We start from the raw sequence: 14,623 nt of genomic DNA, 5'->3' as shown, positions 1-14,623 counted from the left end.
GCTGCTGCGCGCCACGTACGCCGACGCCACGTCGTCGAGCGTCACCACCGTCGGGCTGCTCGTCACCGAGGCGGACGCGGACGGCATGCGCGCGCTGCGCGAACGGTTCACCGCCGAACGGCTCGACGAGCGGCCGGACATGCTGCCCCGCCCCTACGCCCCGCCCGGCACCCCCGCCGAACGCTTCGGCGACGCGCAGCGCGCCAGCTGGCACATCGGCGTCCGCGCCGACCTGCCGGTCGTCGTCTGGTCGGTCACCGCCTTCGCCGACGGCCGCCCCTCCCTCCCTCCACAGCCCGCCGCCCGCGCCGTCGCCCCGACGGCCACCACGGCCCCCGCCGAGGCGGGGCTCGGCCACGACGCGACGGCCTTGGCCGCGCACGTCGAACGCGCCTTCCGCGCGGCGGCGCGCGGGGAGTCGGCGGGATTGGCGGGAGGTGCGCGGTGAGCGGGCTCCGGGCCGGGCGGGGGCCGGGGGCCGTCGCCCTCGCGGCCGTCCTCGCCGTCGTTCTCTCCGCGGTCGGTGCCGCCCCCGCGCGCGCCGACGCGATCCGGGTGCAGGAGTGGGCGATCGACGCGCTCCACCTCGAAGAGGCGTGGCGCACCACGCGCGGGGCCGGGGTCACCGTCGCCGTGCTCGACACCGGCGTCGACGCCGGCCATCCCGACCTGCGCGGCCGGGTGCTGCCAGGCAAGGACCTCGTCGGCTTCGGCGCCGGGCGCGGCGACCGGTCCTGGGCGCGGCACGGAACCGCCATGGCCGGGATCGTCGCCGGACGCGGGCACGGCACGGGCGACGGGGACGGTGTGCTCGGCGTCGCCCCCGAGGCCCGGATCCTGCCCGTGCGCGTGATCCTCGAGGAGGGCGACCCCGCCCGCTCCCGCGCCCGCGGCGCACGCGGCGGCGCCCTCGCCGACGGCATCCGCTGGGCCGCCGACCACGGCGCCGACGTCATCAACCTCTCCCTCGGTGACGACAGCGCCACCGCCCACCCCGACGCCGGTGAGGACGCCGCCGTCCGCTACGCCCTCGCCAAGGGCGCCGTCGTCGTCGCCTCCGCCGGGAACGGCGGCCGGGACGGCGACCACGCTTCCTATCCGGCCGCGTACCCGGGAGTGATCGCCGTGACCGCCGTCGACCGGGGCGGCGGGCGGGCCGCTTTCTCCACTCGGCGGTGGTACGCGACGCTCAGCGCGCCGGGTGTCGGGGTCGTCATCGCCGATCCCGATCGGCGGTACTACGAGGGGTGGGGGACGAGTGCGGCGGCCGCCTTCGTCTCGGGGGCGGCGGCGCTTCTCCGCTCCGCTCATCCCGGCTTGGACCCGGCCCAGGTGCGACGGCTGCTCGTGGCGAGCGCGCGGGACGCCCCGCCGGGTGGGCGCAGTGACGAGCTTGGGGCCGGTGTGGTGGATCCGGCGGCGGCCCTTGCCCTCGCGGCTCGGCCCCGGCCTGATCCGCCTGCGGCGGGTGGTGGGTTGGTGCCTCGGTATTTCGGGGCGGGGCCGGAGGCTCGGCGCTCCGCGCCGTCGGCTCCCGGGCCGGGGGTTTCCGTTGCGGTCGCCGGGGTGGCGGGGTTGGTTCTTCTGGGGGTCGCGGGTGTGCTGAGGTGGCGCCGGGGGCGCGTGGGGTGCCCCTGACCCGCCCTTTCACCGTTTCTTGCGGGGGCGGGCCCCCGCACCCCCGAAGCGCCCTTCGGGCGCTGTCCTCAATCGCCGGACGGGCTGGATGGTGCCTGAGCGGGCACTTCAGCCCGTCCGGCGATTGAGGACGAGCGGCGGAGCCGCGACAAGCGGGGTCTGGGGCGTAGCCCCAGGAATCGGCGAAGGGGCGGGACCGGGGCACCTCAAACACAAAGGCCACCCGGCCCCCACCTCACCCCCAACCCCCACCATGGCCCCCGCTCCCCTCCCGATACCCTCACCCCGTGGCCCTCAAGAACATCCCGGACCCCGGTTTCTCCGACGACAACGGCTCCGCCGACCCCGTACTCGCCGAGGCGCTCGCCGCCTGGGCCGCCGATCGCGGGGCGGAGGCGGAGGGGCGGGTGCTGGCCGCGCTCAAGGGGGCGAGGCTGCTGGTGCCGGTGGTGGCCGTGTTGGGGGAGGTGGAGACGGGGCCGGACGGGCTGAAGCGGGAGAAGACCAGCGACATGGCCGTCCCCACCCTCCAGGCGCCGGACGGGCGGCGGGCGCTGCCCGCGTTCACGTCGATGGAGACGCTTCAGCGGTGGCGCGCGGACGCCCGGCCGGTGGCCGTTCCGCTGCACCAGGCGCTCCAGGCCGCCGCGCACGAGAAGGCCGACACGATCGTCGTGGACATGGCGGGACCGGTCACCTACCCGCTGACCGGCCGGGCCCTGCTCGCCCTCGCCGAGGGGCGGACCAGCACCGACCCGCTCGCCGACCCCGCCGTCGCCGACGCCCTGCGCGGGCTGCTGGCCGCCGAGGACGGAGTCCTCAGGGCCCACCTCGTCCCCTCCGGCGACGCGGACGGGACGCTCGCGCTGGCGCTCGCCGACGGGGCCGCGCCCGCCGACGTGGCCCGGCGGATCGCCGGGGCCCTGGCCGCCGACGAGGTGCTGCGCGCCCGGCTGGTCCGCGGTCTTGACCTGGCGCTGCTGCCGGTGGGGGCCCAGGTACCCGGGGAACCCCTGTACAGCCGCTGAGCGTCGATGCCGCCGAGCGGCGATCTTTCGACAGGCGCCCCGGAGTGGACCGTCCGACAATGCGAGGACAGTCCACGAGATCCCCGGGAGGACGCCATGGACGCGAAGCTGGACCCCATGAAGCTCGACCCCGTGGAGACACGGACGGTCGCGGCCGAGTTCATCGGCACCCTGCTGCTGGTCTTCTTCGCCGTGGGGTCCGCCGTCCTCGCGGCGGACTACATCGGCGCCCTCGGCATCGCGCTGGCGTTCGGGTTCACCCTGTTGGCCCTGGCCTACGCCCTGGGGCCGGTCTCCGGGTCCCATCTCAATCCCGCGGTCACCCTGGCCATGCTGCTGCAGGGCCGCATCACGCTGCGCACCGCCATCGAGTACTGGATCGCGCAGATCGTCGGAGCCATCATCGGCGCCGCGCTGCTGCTCCTGCTGGCCAAGCAGGTCCCCGGGCTCAGCACCGACGGGACGTTCGGCAGCAACGGGTTCGGCGACCGCTCGGCGGTGCACCTGAACACGGGCGGCGCGTTCCTCGCCGAGGTCGTGCTGACCTTCCTGCTGGTCTTCGTCTGGCTCGCCGTGACCCACAAGGTGGCGGTGGTCGGCTTCGGGCCGCTGGCGCTGGGCTTCACCCTGGCGCTCGTCCACCTGATCGGCGTCCCGCTGACCGGCGCCTCCGTCAACCCCGCGCGGAGCCTGGGGCCGGCCCTCTTCGCCGGTGGTGACGCGTTCTCCCAGGTGTGGCTGTTCCTCGTCGCGCCGCTGATCGGCGCCGCCCTGGCCGCCTTCGTCCACCAGATCGTCCAGCCGCACGGTGCCCCCGTGCTCATCGCGGACGAGCGGGCGGTCGGCGGGCACCGGGCCTACGAGCTGCCGCCCGACCCCGCCGAGACCGAGGCGGGACGACACGAGGGGCCCACGCGGCGCCGGCCGCCCGAGCCCCCGGCGGGCCCGGCAGGTCCGGGGGCCGGCGGGCCCAAGGGCGGGCCCTCGGACGGGCCCACCCCGCCGATCGGGCTCTGACCGGACTGAGCCGGAGCTCAGCCGAAGACCGGGCCCGTGTACTTCTCGCCCGGTCCCTGCCCCGGCTCGTCCGGCACCACGGACGCCTCGCGGAACGCCAGCTGGAGCGACTTCAGGCCGTCGCGCAGCGGTCCCGCGTGGAAGTTGCTGATCTCCGTCGCGCTGGCCGTCACCAGGCCGGCCAGGGCGGTGATCAGCTTCCGGGCCTCGTCCAGGTCCTTGTGCTGGTCGCCCTCCTCGGCCAGGCCGAGGTTGACCGCCGCCGAGCTCATCAGGTGCACCGCCACGGTGGTGATCACCTCGACCGCCGGGACGTCGGCGATGTCGCGGGTCATGCTGTCGAAGTCGGGGCCGGCCTCGGACGAAGCGGGGGAGGGGGTTGCGTCGCTCATGGCGGACACGATACGTCCCGGGGGAACACGGGTTCGCCGCGGGTTTTGTCCGGGGTTAGCACCCCCGCACCCCTGCTGGTAGAGTGGGGGATCGACCGGTCGGACATCTGCGTGTCCGACCCACAAGTGGAGGCTCCGCACTCCCACCTCGCCGGCTCACGGTCGGCAGGTCTCCGGTCAGACGGTCCCCATCGTTCCGTACGGACGATGGAACCGTCCGATAGCCCCACGGGTACACCCGTGGCGGTGTTCCGGTTGCATGGAGCCCCGCCTGTGTCCCGTCCGGGGCATTTTTTGATGCACCGGCGCGGTTGGTCTTACGAAAAGACGTTACGCGGCAGCCCGCCAGGCGGCCGTGTGGTGCTACCGAGGAGGATCCATCAGCGCCGAGCCCCGCATCAACGACCGGATTCGCGTTCCCGAGGTGCGACTTGTCGGTCCCAGCGGCGAGCAGGTCGGCATCGTGCCGCTTGCCAAGGCCCTGGAGCTTGCGCAGGAGTACGACCTCGACCTGGTCGAGGTGGCGGCCAACGCCCGCCCGCCGGTCTGCAAGCTCATGGACTACGGGAAGTTCAAGTACGAGTCGGCCATGAAGGCCCGTGAGGCGCGCAAGAACCAGGCGCACACGGTCATCAAGGAGATGAAGCTCCGGCCGAAGATCGACCCGCACGACTACGACACCAAGAAGGGTCACGTCGTACGGTTCCTCAAGCAGGGCGACAAGGTCAAGATCACGATCATGTTCCGTGGTCGCGAGCAGTCCCGGCCCGAGCTGGGCTTCCGACTGCTGCAGCGTCTCGCGGAGGACGTCCAGGACCTGGGCTTCGTCGAGTCGAACCCCAAGCAGGACGGCCGGAACATGATCATGGTTCTCGGTCCGCACAAGAAGAAGACCGAGGCGATGGCCGAAGCCCGCGAGGCCCAGGCCGCCCGCAAGGCCGAGCGCCAGGGCGGTTCGGGTGCGGACGCCGCCGAGGAGCCCGCAGAGGCGTGAACACCGGGGGCTGATGCCCGTCAGCCCCGGTTCACCGCCGGTGCCGCCAGGCCCCGGACAGCAAACGAACAGAGCTGACGCTCCCGTGCGCCCGCACCACGGGCGGGGAGCGCCACCGACGAGGAGATACGGCGCGATGCCGAAGAACAAGACGCACAGCGGTGCCAGCAAGCGCTTCAAGGTCACTGGCTCCGGCAAGGTCCTGCGCGAGCGCGCCGGCAAGCGCCACCTGCTCGAGCACAAGTCGTCCCGTCTGACGCGTCGCCTCACCGGCAACGCCGAGATGGCCCCGGGCGACGCCAAGAAGATCAAGAAGCTTCTCGGCAAGTGACGCCCTGCGCCCCGCCCACCCGGCAGGGCGCGCGTCGAAGGACCGGGACCCAATCGTTTCCGGGCCGCGTGAGAATCACCCGCGGCCCCGCTACAAGGAGTTAACAAGTGGCACGCGTCAAGCGCGCAGTCAACGCGCACAAGAAGCGTCGGGCGATCCTGGAGCAGGCCAGCGGCTACCGCGGCCAGCGCTCGCGCCTGTACCGCAAGGCCAAGGAGCAGGTCACCCACTCCCTGGTCTACAACTACAACGACCGGAAGAAGCGCAAGGGCGACTTCCGTCAGCTGTGGATCCAGCGGATCAACGCCGCCGCCCGCCAGAACGGCATGACCTACAACCGCCTCATCCAGGGCCTGAAGGCCGCCAACATCGAGGTGGACCGCAAGATCCTGGCCGAGCTCGCGGTCAACGACATGAACGCGTTCGCCGCGCTCGTCGAGGTCGCCCAGAAGGCGCTGCCGGCCGACGTCAACGCGCCGAAGGCTGCCGCCTGACCGATGCCGTAAGGCATCCTCTGGCATGGTCCGGACCCGCAGGCCCTCGTCGGTCTGCGGGTCCGGTCGTGTTCCGGCCCCCCGCATACCGAAGTGACCGAAGCGACGAAAGTGAGCCCATGGCGGCCCCCGAGCTGACCTCCCTGCGATCGCCCCGCGTCGTCGCGGCCCGCCGCCTCGCCAAGCGCAGCTTCCGCGGCAAGGAGCGCCGCTTCCTGGCCGAGGGCCCGCAGTCCGTCCGCGAGGCCGTCGACCACCTCGTCGAGCTCTACGTGACCCCGGACGCCGCCGAGCGCCACGCCGACATCGTCGCCGCCGTGCGCGCCGCGGGAGTGCCGGTGCTCACCGCGACGGACGAGGTGATCGCGGAGATGTCCGAGACCGTGACCCCGCAGGGCCTCGTCGGGCTGTGCCGCTTCCTGGACACGCCGTTCGAGGAGATCCTCGCCGCCCGGCCGCGGCTGGTCGCCGTCCTCGCGCACGTCCGCGACCCCGGCAACGCCGGTACGGTCCTGCGCTGCGCGGACGCCGCGGGCGCCGACGCAGTGGTGCTCACCGACGCCTCCGTCGACCTGTACAACCCCAAGTCCGTCCGGGCCTCCGTGGGCAGCATCTTCCATCTGCCGGTCGCCGTCGGGGTTCCCGTCGAGGAGGCCGTGCGCGGGCTGCGGGGCGCGGGCGTGCGGATCCTCGCCGCCGACGGCGCGGGCGACCGCGACCTCGACGCCGAGCTGGACGGGGGCACCATGGGCACCCCCACCGCCTGGGTCTTCGGCAACGAGGCGTGGGGCCTGCCGGAGGAGACCCGCGCGCTGGCCGACGCGGTGGTGCGCGTCCCGATCCACGGGAAGGCCGAGAGCCTCAACCTCGCCACGGCCGCCGCCGTCTGCCTCTACGCCTCCGCCCGTGCGCAGCGCGCGTCCGGAGGGTGCCGCTCTGTTACCTCCAGCTAGTAGGGTGACGCACCTGGGGCTCGGGAGGGGGCGTCGGGTGTGAGTGGGGAAGCTGCCGTGGGCGGTGCCGCGGGCGGGACCGCCGTCATCGATGACGGCGTGGTGGGGGCCGGATGCGCGCTGCACCCGGACGACCTGCCGGACGGCCTGATCGTCGCCGACGCCGCCGGCCGCGTCGTCACCTTCAACGCCGCGGCGGCCCGGATCACCGCGCTCCGCCCGGCCGAGGCGCTCGGCCGGCCGCTGGAGAGCGCCCTGCCGCTGGAGGACCTGGACGGCCGCCGCTGGTGGCCGCTGTCCGACCCGTACGGCGGCCTCGCCACCCGCACCGGCCAGCCGGAGCGCAACCTGCTGCTGCCCGGCGGCCGCGAGGTGCTGGTCTCCGCCCGGTACGTGCGCGAGCGCCCGCTCGGGCCGCTGGCGCGGCTCGTCGTGCAGCTGCGCGGCACCGAGGCCCGGCGGCGCACCGAGCGCAGCCACGCCGAGCTGATCGCCACCGTCGCCCACGAGCTGCGCTCCCCGCTGACGTCCGTGAAGGGGTTCACGGCGACGCTGCTCGCCAAGTGGGAGCGGTTCACCGACGACCAGAAGCGGCTGATGCTGGAGACCGTGGACGCGGACGCCGACCGGGTCACCCGGCTCATCGCCGAGCTGCTGGACATCTCGCGGATCGACTCGGGACGGCTGGAGGTGCGCCGCCAGCCCGTCGACATGGCCGCCGCCGTCCGCCGGCACGTCGCCGCGCACACCGCCCGCGGCCAGCACGCCGACCGCTTCGTGGTGCGGGTCGTCGAGCCGCTGCCCGCGCTCTGGGCCGACCCCGACAAGATCGACCAGGTGCTCGGCAACCTCCTGGAAAACGCGGTGCGCCACGGCGGCGGAACCGTCACCATAGAGGTGGCACCCGCCTTGACGAACGCGCGTACGGAGGGAACGGCGGTCACCGTGAGCGATGAAGGGCCCGGCATCCCCGAGGACGCCATGACCCGCGTCTTCACCCGCTTCTGGCGGGGGAGCAAGCGCGGCGGCACGGGCCTGGGCCTCTACATCGTCAAGGGCATCGTCGAGGCGCACGGCGGGACGATCACCGTCGGCCGCTCTGCCCACGGCGGCGCCCGGTTCCGATTTACCCTGCCCGTGGGCGCCCCCGCGTTCCTGTCCCAGGGCTGAGCTTCACCTTCCCCGGGGCCGAGGCGGCGGGCCCGCGGGCTCTCCGGACCCCCGCGCCCCTTAGACTCGACCTTTGGCACGTTTCTGGGGCCACTTTGGCCAATACAGTCGGGCGAAGCCGCGCAGCCAGCGGAGCCAGCCACTTCGGAAGTACGGGAAGAAATGTCGGCACCCAATAAGTCGTACGACCCTGTCGAGGTCGAGGCACTGAAACCGGAAGAGATCGAGCGCATGCGGGACGAGGCGCTCGCCGCCTTCGCCGCCGCCGCCGACCTCGACGCCCTGCGGGAGGCGAAGACCGCCCACATGGGCGACCGCTCGCCGCTCGCCCTCGCCAACCGCGAGATCGGCGCCCTGCCGCCGCAGGCCAAGGCCGAGGCGGGCAAGCGCGTCGGCATGGCCCGCGGTGCCGTGAACAAGGCCATGGCCGCGCGCCAGGCCGAGCTGGAGGCGGAGCGCGACGCCCGTGTGCTGGTCGAGGAGGCGGTGGACGTCACGCTGCCGTACGACCGCGTGCCGGCCGGTGCCCGCCACCCGCTGACCACGTTCATGGAGCGCGTCGAGGACATCTTCGTGTCCATGGGCTACGAGGTGGCCGAGGGCCCCGAGGTCGAGGCGGAGTGGTTCAACTTCGACGCGCTCAACTTCACGCCGGACCACCCGGCCCGCGCCATGCAGGACACCTTCTTCGTGGCCGGCCCCAAGAAGGCCGAGACCGGCGTCGTGCTGCGGACCCACACCTCCCCGGTGCAGATCCGCTCGATGCTCGACCGCGAGCCGCCGCTCTACATCGTCTGCCCCGGCCGCGTGTACCGCACGGACGAGCTGGACGCCACCCACACCCCGGTGTTCCACCAGATCGAGCTCCTCGCCATCGACGAGGGCCTGACCATGACGGACCTCAAGGGCACCATCGAGCACATGGCCCGGGCGCTGTTCGGCGAGGGCCTGGAGACGCGGCTGCGTCCGGCGTACTTCCCGTTCACCGAGCCGTCCGCCGAGCTGGACATGCAGTGCTACGTCTGCCGCGGCGCCTCGGTCGGCAACCCCGAGCGCCCCTGCCGCACCTGCTCCAGCGAGGGCTGGATCGAGCTGGGCGGCTGCGGCATGGTCAACCCGCGCGTGCTCGTCGCCGCGGGCATCGACCCGGAGAAGTACAGCGGATTCGCCTTCGGGTTCGGCATCGAGCGGATGCTGATGTTCCGCCACAACGTCGAGGACATGCGAGACATGGTCGAGGGTGACGTGCGCTTCACCCGGCCGTTCGGGATGGAGATCTGATGCGCGCCCCGCTTTCCTGGCTGCGGGAATACGTCGACCTGCCGGCCGGCACCACCGGCCGCGACGTGCAGGCCAAGCTCGTCGCCGCCGGCCTGGAGGTCGAGCGGGTCGAGCACCTCGGCTCCGACCTCACCGGCCCGCTGGTCGTCGGCAAGGTCGCGACCATCGAGGAGCTGGAGGGCTTCCGCAAGCCCATCCGCTTCTGCACCGTCGACGTCGGCATGGCCAACGGTACGGGTGAGCCGCAGGAGATCGTCTGCGGCGCCCGCAACTTCACCGTCGGCGACAAGGTCGTCGTGGCGCTCCCCGGCGCCGTCCTGCCCGGCGACTTCGCCATCGCCGAGCGCAAGACGTACGGCAAGGTCTCGCGCGGCATGATCTGCTCGGGCGACGAGCTCGGCATGGGCGACGACGGCACGCACGGCATCATCGTGCTGCCGCCGGAGCACGAGGTCGGCACGGACGCGATCGAGCTGCTGGAGCTGCGCGACGACGTCCTGGACATCGCCGTCACCCCGGACCGCGGCTACTGCCTGTCCCTGCGCGGCATCGCCCGCGAGACCGCCACCGCGTACGGCCTGCCGCTGCGCGACCCGGCGCTGCTGGACGTGCCCGCGCCCAACTCGTACGGCCACCCGGTGCGCGTCGCCGACCCGGTCGGCTGCGACCGCTTCACCGCCCGTACGGTCACCGGCCTCGACCCCGAGGCCCGGTCGCCGATCTGGCTCCAGCGCCGGCTGCAGAAGGCCGGCATGCGCCCGGTCTCGCTGACCGTCGACATCACCAACTACGTGATGCTGGAGCTCGGCCAGCCGCTGCACGCCTACGACCGCTCCCGGATCGCCGGGACGATCGGCGTCCGCCGCGCCGAGCCGGGCGAGAAGCTGACCACCCTCGACGGCACCAAGCGCGTCCTGGACGCCGAGGACCTGGTCATCACCGACGACAACGGCCCCATCGGGCTCGCCGGTGTCATGGGCGGCGCCGGCACCGAGATCGCCGGGGCGGAGGAGGGCGGCTCCACCGAGGTCGTCATCGAGGCCGCGCACTTCGACGCCGTCTCCATCGCCCGCACCGCCCGCCGGCACAAGCTGGGCTCCGAGGCGGCCAAGCGCTACGAGCGCGGCGTCGACCCGCAGGCGGCCTCGGCCGCCGCGCAGCGGACCGTCGACCTGCTGGTGCTGCTCGCCGGCGGCACCCCGGAGGCCGGGGTCACCGAGGTCATCACGCCCAGCGCCCCCCGCACCATCCCGCTGCGCGCGAACCACCCGGACCGGGTGGCGGGCGTGGTGTACGGCCGGGAGACCGTCGTCCGCCGCCTCCAGGAGGTCGGCTGCGACGTCTACGGGCAGGACGAGCTGATCGTCACCGTCCCGAGCTGGCGGCCCGACCTCACCGACCCCAACGACCTCGCCGAGGAGGTCATCCGGCTGGAGGGCTACGAGAACCTGCCCTCCACGCTGCCGAAGCCGCCCGCCGGCCGCGGTCTGACCGCCCGGCAGCGGCTGCACCGCCGGGTCGGCCGCGCGCTGGCCGGCGCCGGGTACGTCGAGGCGCCCAGCTACCCGTTCGTCGGCGACTGGGCCCTGGACCACCTCGGCCTGGAGGCGGACGACGCCCGCCGGCTGACCGTGCGCCTGGTCAACCCGCTCTCCGAGGCGGAGCCCGCGCTGCGCACCACCCTGCTGCCGGGGCTGTTCGCCACGCTGCGCCGCAACGACAGCCGGGGCGAGCACGACCTGGCCCTGTTCGAGACCGGCCTGGTCTTCCGCCCCACGGGCGAGGAGCTTCCGGCCGGCCGGCTGCCGGTGGACCGCCGCCCCACCGACGAGGAGATCGCCTCGCTCGACGCCGCGCTGCCCCGGCAGCCGCGCCGGGCGGCCGTGGTCCTCGCCGGTGCCCGCGAGCGCGCCGGCTGGTGGGGCCAGGCCCGTCCGTCGGGCTGGGCGGACGCCGTCGAGGCGGGCCGCGCGGTGGCCCGCGAGGCCGGTGTCGAGCTGATCGTCCGGCAGGACCAGCTGGCGCCGTTCCACCCGGGCCGCTGCGCCGCGCTGCTCGCGGTGATCGACGGGCAGGAGGTGCTGGTCGGCAACGCCGGTGAGCTCCACCCGCGCGTCATCAAGGCGTTCGGCCTGCCGGAGCGCACCTGCGCGATGGAGATCGAGCTGGACCGCCTGGAGGAGGCCGGCGCGGGCGTCCTGGAGGCGCCGCGCGTCTCCTCGTTCCCGGTGGCCACGCAGGACGTCGCGCTGGTCGTGGACGCGGGCGTGCCGGCCGGCGAGGTCGAGGCCGCGCTGCGGTCCGGCGCCGGTGAACTGCTGGAGTCGCTGCGGCTGTTCGACGTCTTCACCGGCGAGCAGCTGGGCGAGGGCCGGAAGTCGCTGGCGTACGCGCTGCGGTTCCGCGCCACGGACCGCACGCTGACCGCCGACGAGGCGTCCGCGGCCCGCGACGCGGCCGTGCGGGCGGCCGTCGAGCGTACGGGTGCGGTGCTGCGCGGCGCGTAACGGCGCTTGCTTGATCGAGGGGCGCTCCGGTTCGCCGGGGCGCCCCTCGCGTGCCACCCGCACCGTCAGCCCCGCACCCACCCGACTTCACCCGATGGGGTGGAAAACGGGGTTCAGGTCGTTACTTCCGCGCCGGCGCTCGCGAGAATCGAGCGCGTCATTGCGCAAGGGGGGCCGACGGCATGATCCGTACCAGGACGGCGCGCTGCCGACGAGGTGCGGTGCTCGTGCTGCCCGGACTCTGGGTCGCCGGGGTGGTGCTCTGGGAGCTGCTCAGCCCGCTCGGCAGCCATTTCGCGCACCTGCTCGCCGTCGCGCCCGCCATCGCCTGCGCCGGCAGCGGCCGGCGCCACCACGTCCTGCTCGGCGGCGGCTGCGCGCTGTTCGCCCTCGTCCCGCTGGGCTCCGCGGGCCGCGCCGACCCCGCCGCGCTGGTGGGCACCTGCTGCGCCGTCCTCGCCGTCGTCGCCGCGGCCTGGCTCGCCAGCCACCGCGGCCACCGGCTGGCCCGCGAGGTCGAACGGCTCCGGGAGATCGCCGCCACCGCCCAGCACGCCGTCCTGCGCCCGCTGCCGCCGCGCCTCGCCGGGCTCACCCTGGCCGGCGGCCACCGCTCCGCCAGCGAGGGCGCCCTGCTCGGCGGCGACCTCTACGAGGTGCTGGCCACCCGGCACGGCGTCCGGCTGGTCATCGGGGACGTCCGGGGCCACGGCCTGCCCGCCCTCGGCACCGTCGCCGCCCTGCTCGGCAGCTTCCGGGAGGCCGCCCACGACGAGGACGGCCTCCCCGGCGTGCTGCGCCGCATGGAGCGCGCCTTCCACCGCCACCTCGGCGACCTCGCGTCCGGCCAGTCGCCGCCCTCCGGCGAGTCGCTGCCTTCCGGTGAAGACTTCGCGACCGTCCTCGTGCTGGAGATCGGCGCGGAGGGCGAGGTCACGGCCCTCAACTGCGGCCACCCCTGGCCCCACCGGCTCATCGCGGGCGACGCGGGACCGCTCCCCGGCGCCCGCGCCGAGGTCCTCTCCTCCGGCGACCCGCTGCCCCCGCTCGGCATGTTCCCGCTCCCCGCCGAGCCGCCCGTCCGCCGGCTGGCCCGGCTGCTGCCCGGCGAGGCCCTGGTGCTGCACACCGACGGTGTCGAGGACGCCCGGGACGCGGCCGGCCGGTTCTTCCCGCTCACCCGCGTCCTCGCCGAGGCCGCCGGCGGCGCGCCCGTCGTCCCCGCGGCCGTCGTCGAGCGCGTCCGCAACGCCGTCCTGCGGCACACCGGCGGCGTCCTCGCCGACGACTTCGCCCTGCTGGCCCTGCGCGACGACCGCCACCGCGTCCCGGGCCGGGCCCCGCACGGACCGCTGGCCCGCAGCTGCCCGTACGGCTGAACTCCCTTTCCCTCCAAGCTCGTTCACACCCCGTGCGAATCCGTTTCCGTTACGCTGGGTCGACCGAGCGCTCACGGAGGGGCGGCATGGAGCCCAACACTCTGCTCGACGCCATACTCGACGAGGCGGGGATGTCCCACGCCGGCCTGGCCGCCCACGTCAACGCGGCGGGCCGGACCCGGGGTCTGGCGTTGCGTTACGAACACACCGCGGTGGCCCGCTGGTTGAAGGGCCAGCGGCCGCGCGGACAGGTGCCCGACCTCATCTGCGAGGTGCTGGGCGAGCGGCTGCACCGGCCGCTGACCCTCGACGACATCGGCCTGGGCACCCCCGGCGCCCCCCGGGTCCCCGGCACCCCGCTCTCCGGCTTCGTCGAGCGGGCCACCGCCCTCTGGCGCTCCGACGAGCAGCAGCGCGAGCACGTCGTCACCGCGCCCGCCGTCACCGGCACCCACGCCGTCATCCCCGTCTGGGAGTGGGAGAACCCGCCCGACGACGCCGACGTCTCCCGACGCGGCCTCACCCGGGTCTCCATGGACGACATCGCCATGCTGCGCGCCGCCCGCGCGCACTACGAGCAGATGTACCGCAAGGCCGGCGGGATCGCGACGCGCGCCCGGATCGTCGGCTTCCTCAACGCCGAGACCGCCCCGCTGCTGCGCGGCAGCTACTCCGACGCCACCGGCCGCCACCTCCACCGCGCCACCGGCGGGCTGGTCGCCGTCGCCGGCATCTGCGCCTACGACTCCGACGCGCACGGCCTCGCCCAGCGCTACTTCCACCAGGCGCTGCGGCTGGCGAAGGCCAGCGGGGACCGGGGGCTGGGCGCCTACGTGATCGCCCTGCTGGTCAACCAGTCGCTGTTCCTGGGGGAGTACCGGCAGGCCGTCGCCTTCGCCGAGTCCGCGCTGCGCTCCGGCGGCCCGCACCTGACCCCCGCCCTCGCCGCCGACCTCTACGCCATGCAGGCCAAGGCGTACGCCCGGCTCGGCGACGGCGCCGGGGCGCTGGGCTGCATCCGCCGCGCCGAGTCGGCCGCCGAGCGCATCCACCGGGGCCAGGAGCCCGCCGAGACCGGCTATGTCCAGCCGGGGCTGGTCAACGTCCAGGTGGCCGAGGCCCTGCTCAGCCTCGGTGATCTCCGGCCCGCCCGTGAGCACGCCGACCGGGCCGTCGACACCCCCGCCCACGACCGGGGCCGTGTCCACCGGCTCGCCATGCTCACGCACATCGAGCTGCGTCAGGGAGACGCGGACAAGGCGGTGGCCACCGCTCAGGAGATGACCGAGCAGGCGAGGGGCATGGAATCGCAGCGCTTACGGGACCGGCTCCGGGCGGTGCGCGAGCACCTGGTCGAAAGCGGGTGCGCGGCCACCGCCGAGGCCGCCGAAATGATCGAAGGGGCGCTGCGCGTGCCCTTGTGACGACCCTTGTGCGGG

At 74.2% G+C, this 14,623-nt stretch carries 13 protein-coding genes and 1 pseudogene; 13 read left to right on the top strand and 1 reads right to left on the bottom strand.

Annotation, left to right across the window (positions count from 1 at the left end):
• The 4 genes and pseudogenes from JNW98_RS36640 to JNW98_RS18870 form a co-directional block, all read left to right on the top strand.
• Positions 1 to 448: pseudogene (locus JNW98_RS36640) on the top strand (hypothetical protein); the annotation flags it as partial.
• Positions 445 to 1,638, top strand: coding sequence for a type VII secretion-associated serine protease mycosin (mycP, locus tag JNW98_RS18880; RefSeq protein ID WP_223769429.1), 1,194 nt, complete (start codon positions 445 to 447; stop codon positions 1,636 to 1,638). The pseudogene JNW98_RS36640 and the gene mycP, both read left to right, overlap by 4 nt.
• A gap of 287 nt (positions 1,639 to 1,925) precedes the next feature.
• Positions 1,926 to 2,666: an SseB family protein gene (locus tag JNW98_RS18875; RefSeq protein ID WP_223769428.1), complete on the top strand. Its 741-nt coding sequence runs from the start codon at positions 1,926 to 1,928 to the stop codon at positions 2,664 to 2,666.
• 117 nt (positions 2,667 to 2,783) lie between these two features.
• The gene (locus JNW98_RS18870) at positions 2,784 to 3,683 is read left to right on the top strand and encodes an MIP family channel protein (RefSeq protein WP_372459276.1); all 900 of its coding nucleotides are present in this window, start codon (positions 2,784 to 2,786) and stop codon (positions 3,681 to 3,683) included.
• 17 nt (positions 3,684 to 3,700) lie between these two features.
• Here JNW98_RS18870 and JNW98_RS18865 read toward each other — a convergent pair whose 3' ends face one another.
• Entirely contained in the window at positions 3,701 to 4,075 is a 375-nt protein-coding gene (locus JNW98_RS18865; protein ID WP_185945700.1) for a DUF1844 domain-containing protein, read from the bottom strand.
• A 355-nt stretch (positions 4,076 to 4,430) separates the two neighbouring features.
• On the opposite strand from JNW98_RS18865, the gene infC reads away from it, so the two are divergent.
• The 9 genes from infC (at position 4,431) to JNW98_RS18820 (ending at position 14,608) form a co-directional block, all read left to right on the top strand.
• Positions 4,431 to 5,069 carry a translation initiation factor IF-3 gene (gene infC, locus JNW98_RS18860; protein ID WP_185945699.1) on the top strand — a complete coding sequence of 213 codons (639 nt, stop codon included), beginning with the start codon at positions 4,431 to 4,433 and terminating at the stop codon, positions 5,067 to 5,069.
• Between the two features lie 136 nt (positions 5,070 to 5,205).
• Positions 5,206 to 5,400 carry a 50S ribosomal protein L35 gene (gene rpmI, locus JNW98_RS18855; protein ID WP_004944288.1) on the top strand — a complete coding sequence of 65 codons (195 nt, stop codon included), beginning with the start codon at positions 5,206 to 5,208 and terminating at the stop codon, positions 5,398 to 5,400.
• 107 nt (positions 5,401 to 5,507) lie between these two features.
• The gene (rplT, locus tag JNW98_RS18850; RefSeq protein ID WP_004944290.1) at positions 5,508 to 5,894 is read left to right on the top strand and encodes a 50S ribosomal protein L20; all 387 of its coding nucleotides are present in this window, start codon (positions 5,508 to 5,510) and stop codon (positions 5,892 to 5,894) included.
• A 119-nt stretch (positions 5,895 to 6,013) separates the two neighbouring features.
• Entirely contained in the window at positions 6,014 to 6,847 is an 834-nt protein-coding gene (locus JNW98_RS18845; protein WP_223769426.1) for a TrmH family RNA methyltransferase, read from the top strand.
• Positions 6,848 to 6,904: 57 nt separating this feature from the next.
• Positions 6,905 to 8,017, top strand: coding sequence for a sensor histidine kinase (locus tag JNW98_RS18840; RefSeq protein WP_372459275.1), 1,113 nt, complete (start codon positions 6,905 to 6,907; stop codon positions 8,015 to 8,017).
• A 162-nt stretch (positions 8,018 to 8,179) separates the two neighbouring features.
• Positions 8,180 to 9,298 carry a phenylalanine--tRNA ligase subunit alpha gene (gene pheS / locus JNW98_RS18835; RefSeq protein ID WP_223769425.1) on the top strand — a complete coding sequence of 373 codons (1,119 nt, stop codon included), beginning with the start codon at positions 8,180 to 8,182 and terminating at the stop codon, positions 9,296 to 9,298.
• Positions 9,298 to 11,805: a phenylalanine--tRNA ligase subunit beta gene (gene pheT / locus JNW98_RS18830; RefSeq protein ID WP_223769424.1), complete on the top strand. Its 2,508-nt coding sequence runs from the start codon at positions 9,298 to 9,300 to the stop codon at positions 11,803 to 11,805. Before pheS ends, pheT begins: the two co-directional genes overlap by 1 nt.
• A 182-nt stretch (positions 11,806 to 11,987) precedes the next feature.
• A complete protein-coding gene (locus JNW98_RS18825; protein WP_223769423.1) occupies positions 11,988 to 13,184 on the top strand; it encodes a PP2C family protein-serine/threonine phosphatase in 1,197 nt (398 codons plus the stop codon).
• A gap of 86 nt (positions 13,185 to 13,270) precedes the next feature.
• The gene (locus tag JNW98_RS18820) at positions 13,271 to 14,608 is read left to right on the top strand and encodes a tetratricopeptide repeat protein (protein WP_223769422.1); all 1,338 of its coding nucleotides are present in this window, start codon (positions 13,271 to 13,273) and stop codon (positions 14,606 to 14,608) included.
• Positions 14,609 to 14,623 lie beyond the last annotated feature (15 nt).

The organism is Streptomyces huiliensis (assembly GCF_020037025.1).
GTDB lineage: Bacteria > Actinomycetota > Actinomycetes > Streptomycetales > Streptomycetaceae > Streptomyces > Streptomyces huiliensis.
Note: the sequence above shows the minus strand (reverse complement) of the source record. Positions and strands in the feature narration are given on the sequence as shown.

Bases quoted from the DNA above. Each gene is read 5' to 3' on its own strand.
- JNW98_RS18865 (WP_185945700.1), bottom strand. From the start codon at position 4,075: ATGAGCGACGCAACCCCCTCCCCCGCTTCGTCCGAGGCCGGCCCCGAC.
- JNW98_RS18870 (WP_372459276.1), top strand. From the start codon at position 2,784: ATGAAGCTCGACCCCGTGGAGACACGGACGGTCGCGGCCGAGTTCATC.
- rpmI (WP_004944288.1), top strand. From the start codon at position 5,206: ATGCCGAAGAACAAGACGCACAGCGGTGCCAGCAAGCGCTTCAAGGTC.
- pheS (WP_223769425.1), top strand. From the start codon at position 8,180: ATGTCGGCACCCAATAAGTCGTACGACCCTGTCGAGGTCGAGGCACTG.
- JNW98_RS18845 (WP_223769426.1), top strand. From the start codon at position 6,014: ATGGCGGCCCCCGAGCTGACCTCCCTGCGATCGCCCCGCGTCGTCGCG.
- pheT (WP_223769424.1), top strand. From the start codon at position 9,298: ATGCGCGCCCCGCTTTCCTGGCTGCGGGAATACGTCGACCTGCCGGCC.
- JNW98_RS18825 (WP_223769423.1), top strand. From the start codon at position 11,988: ATGATCCGTACCAGGACGGCGCGCTGCCGACGAGGTGCGGTGCTCGTG.
- JNW98_RS18820 (WP_223769422.1), top strand. From the start codon at position 13,271: ATGGAGCCCAACACTCTGCTCGACGCCATACTCGACGAGGCGGGGATG.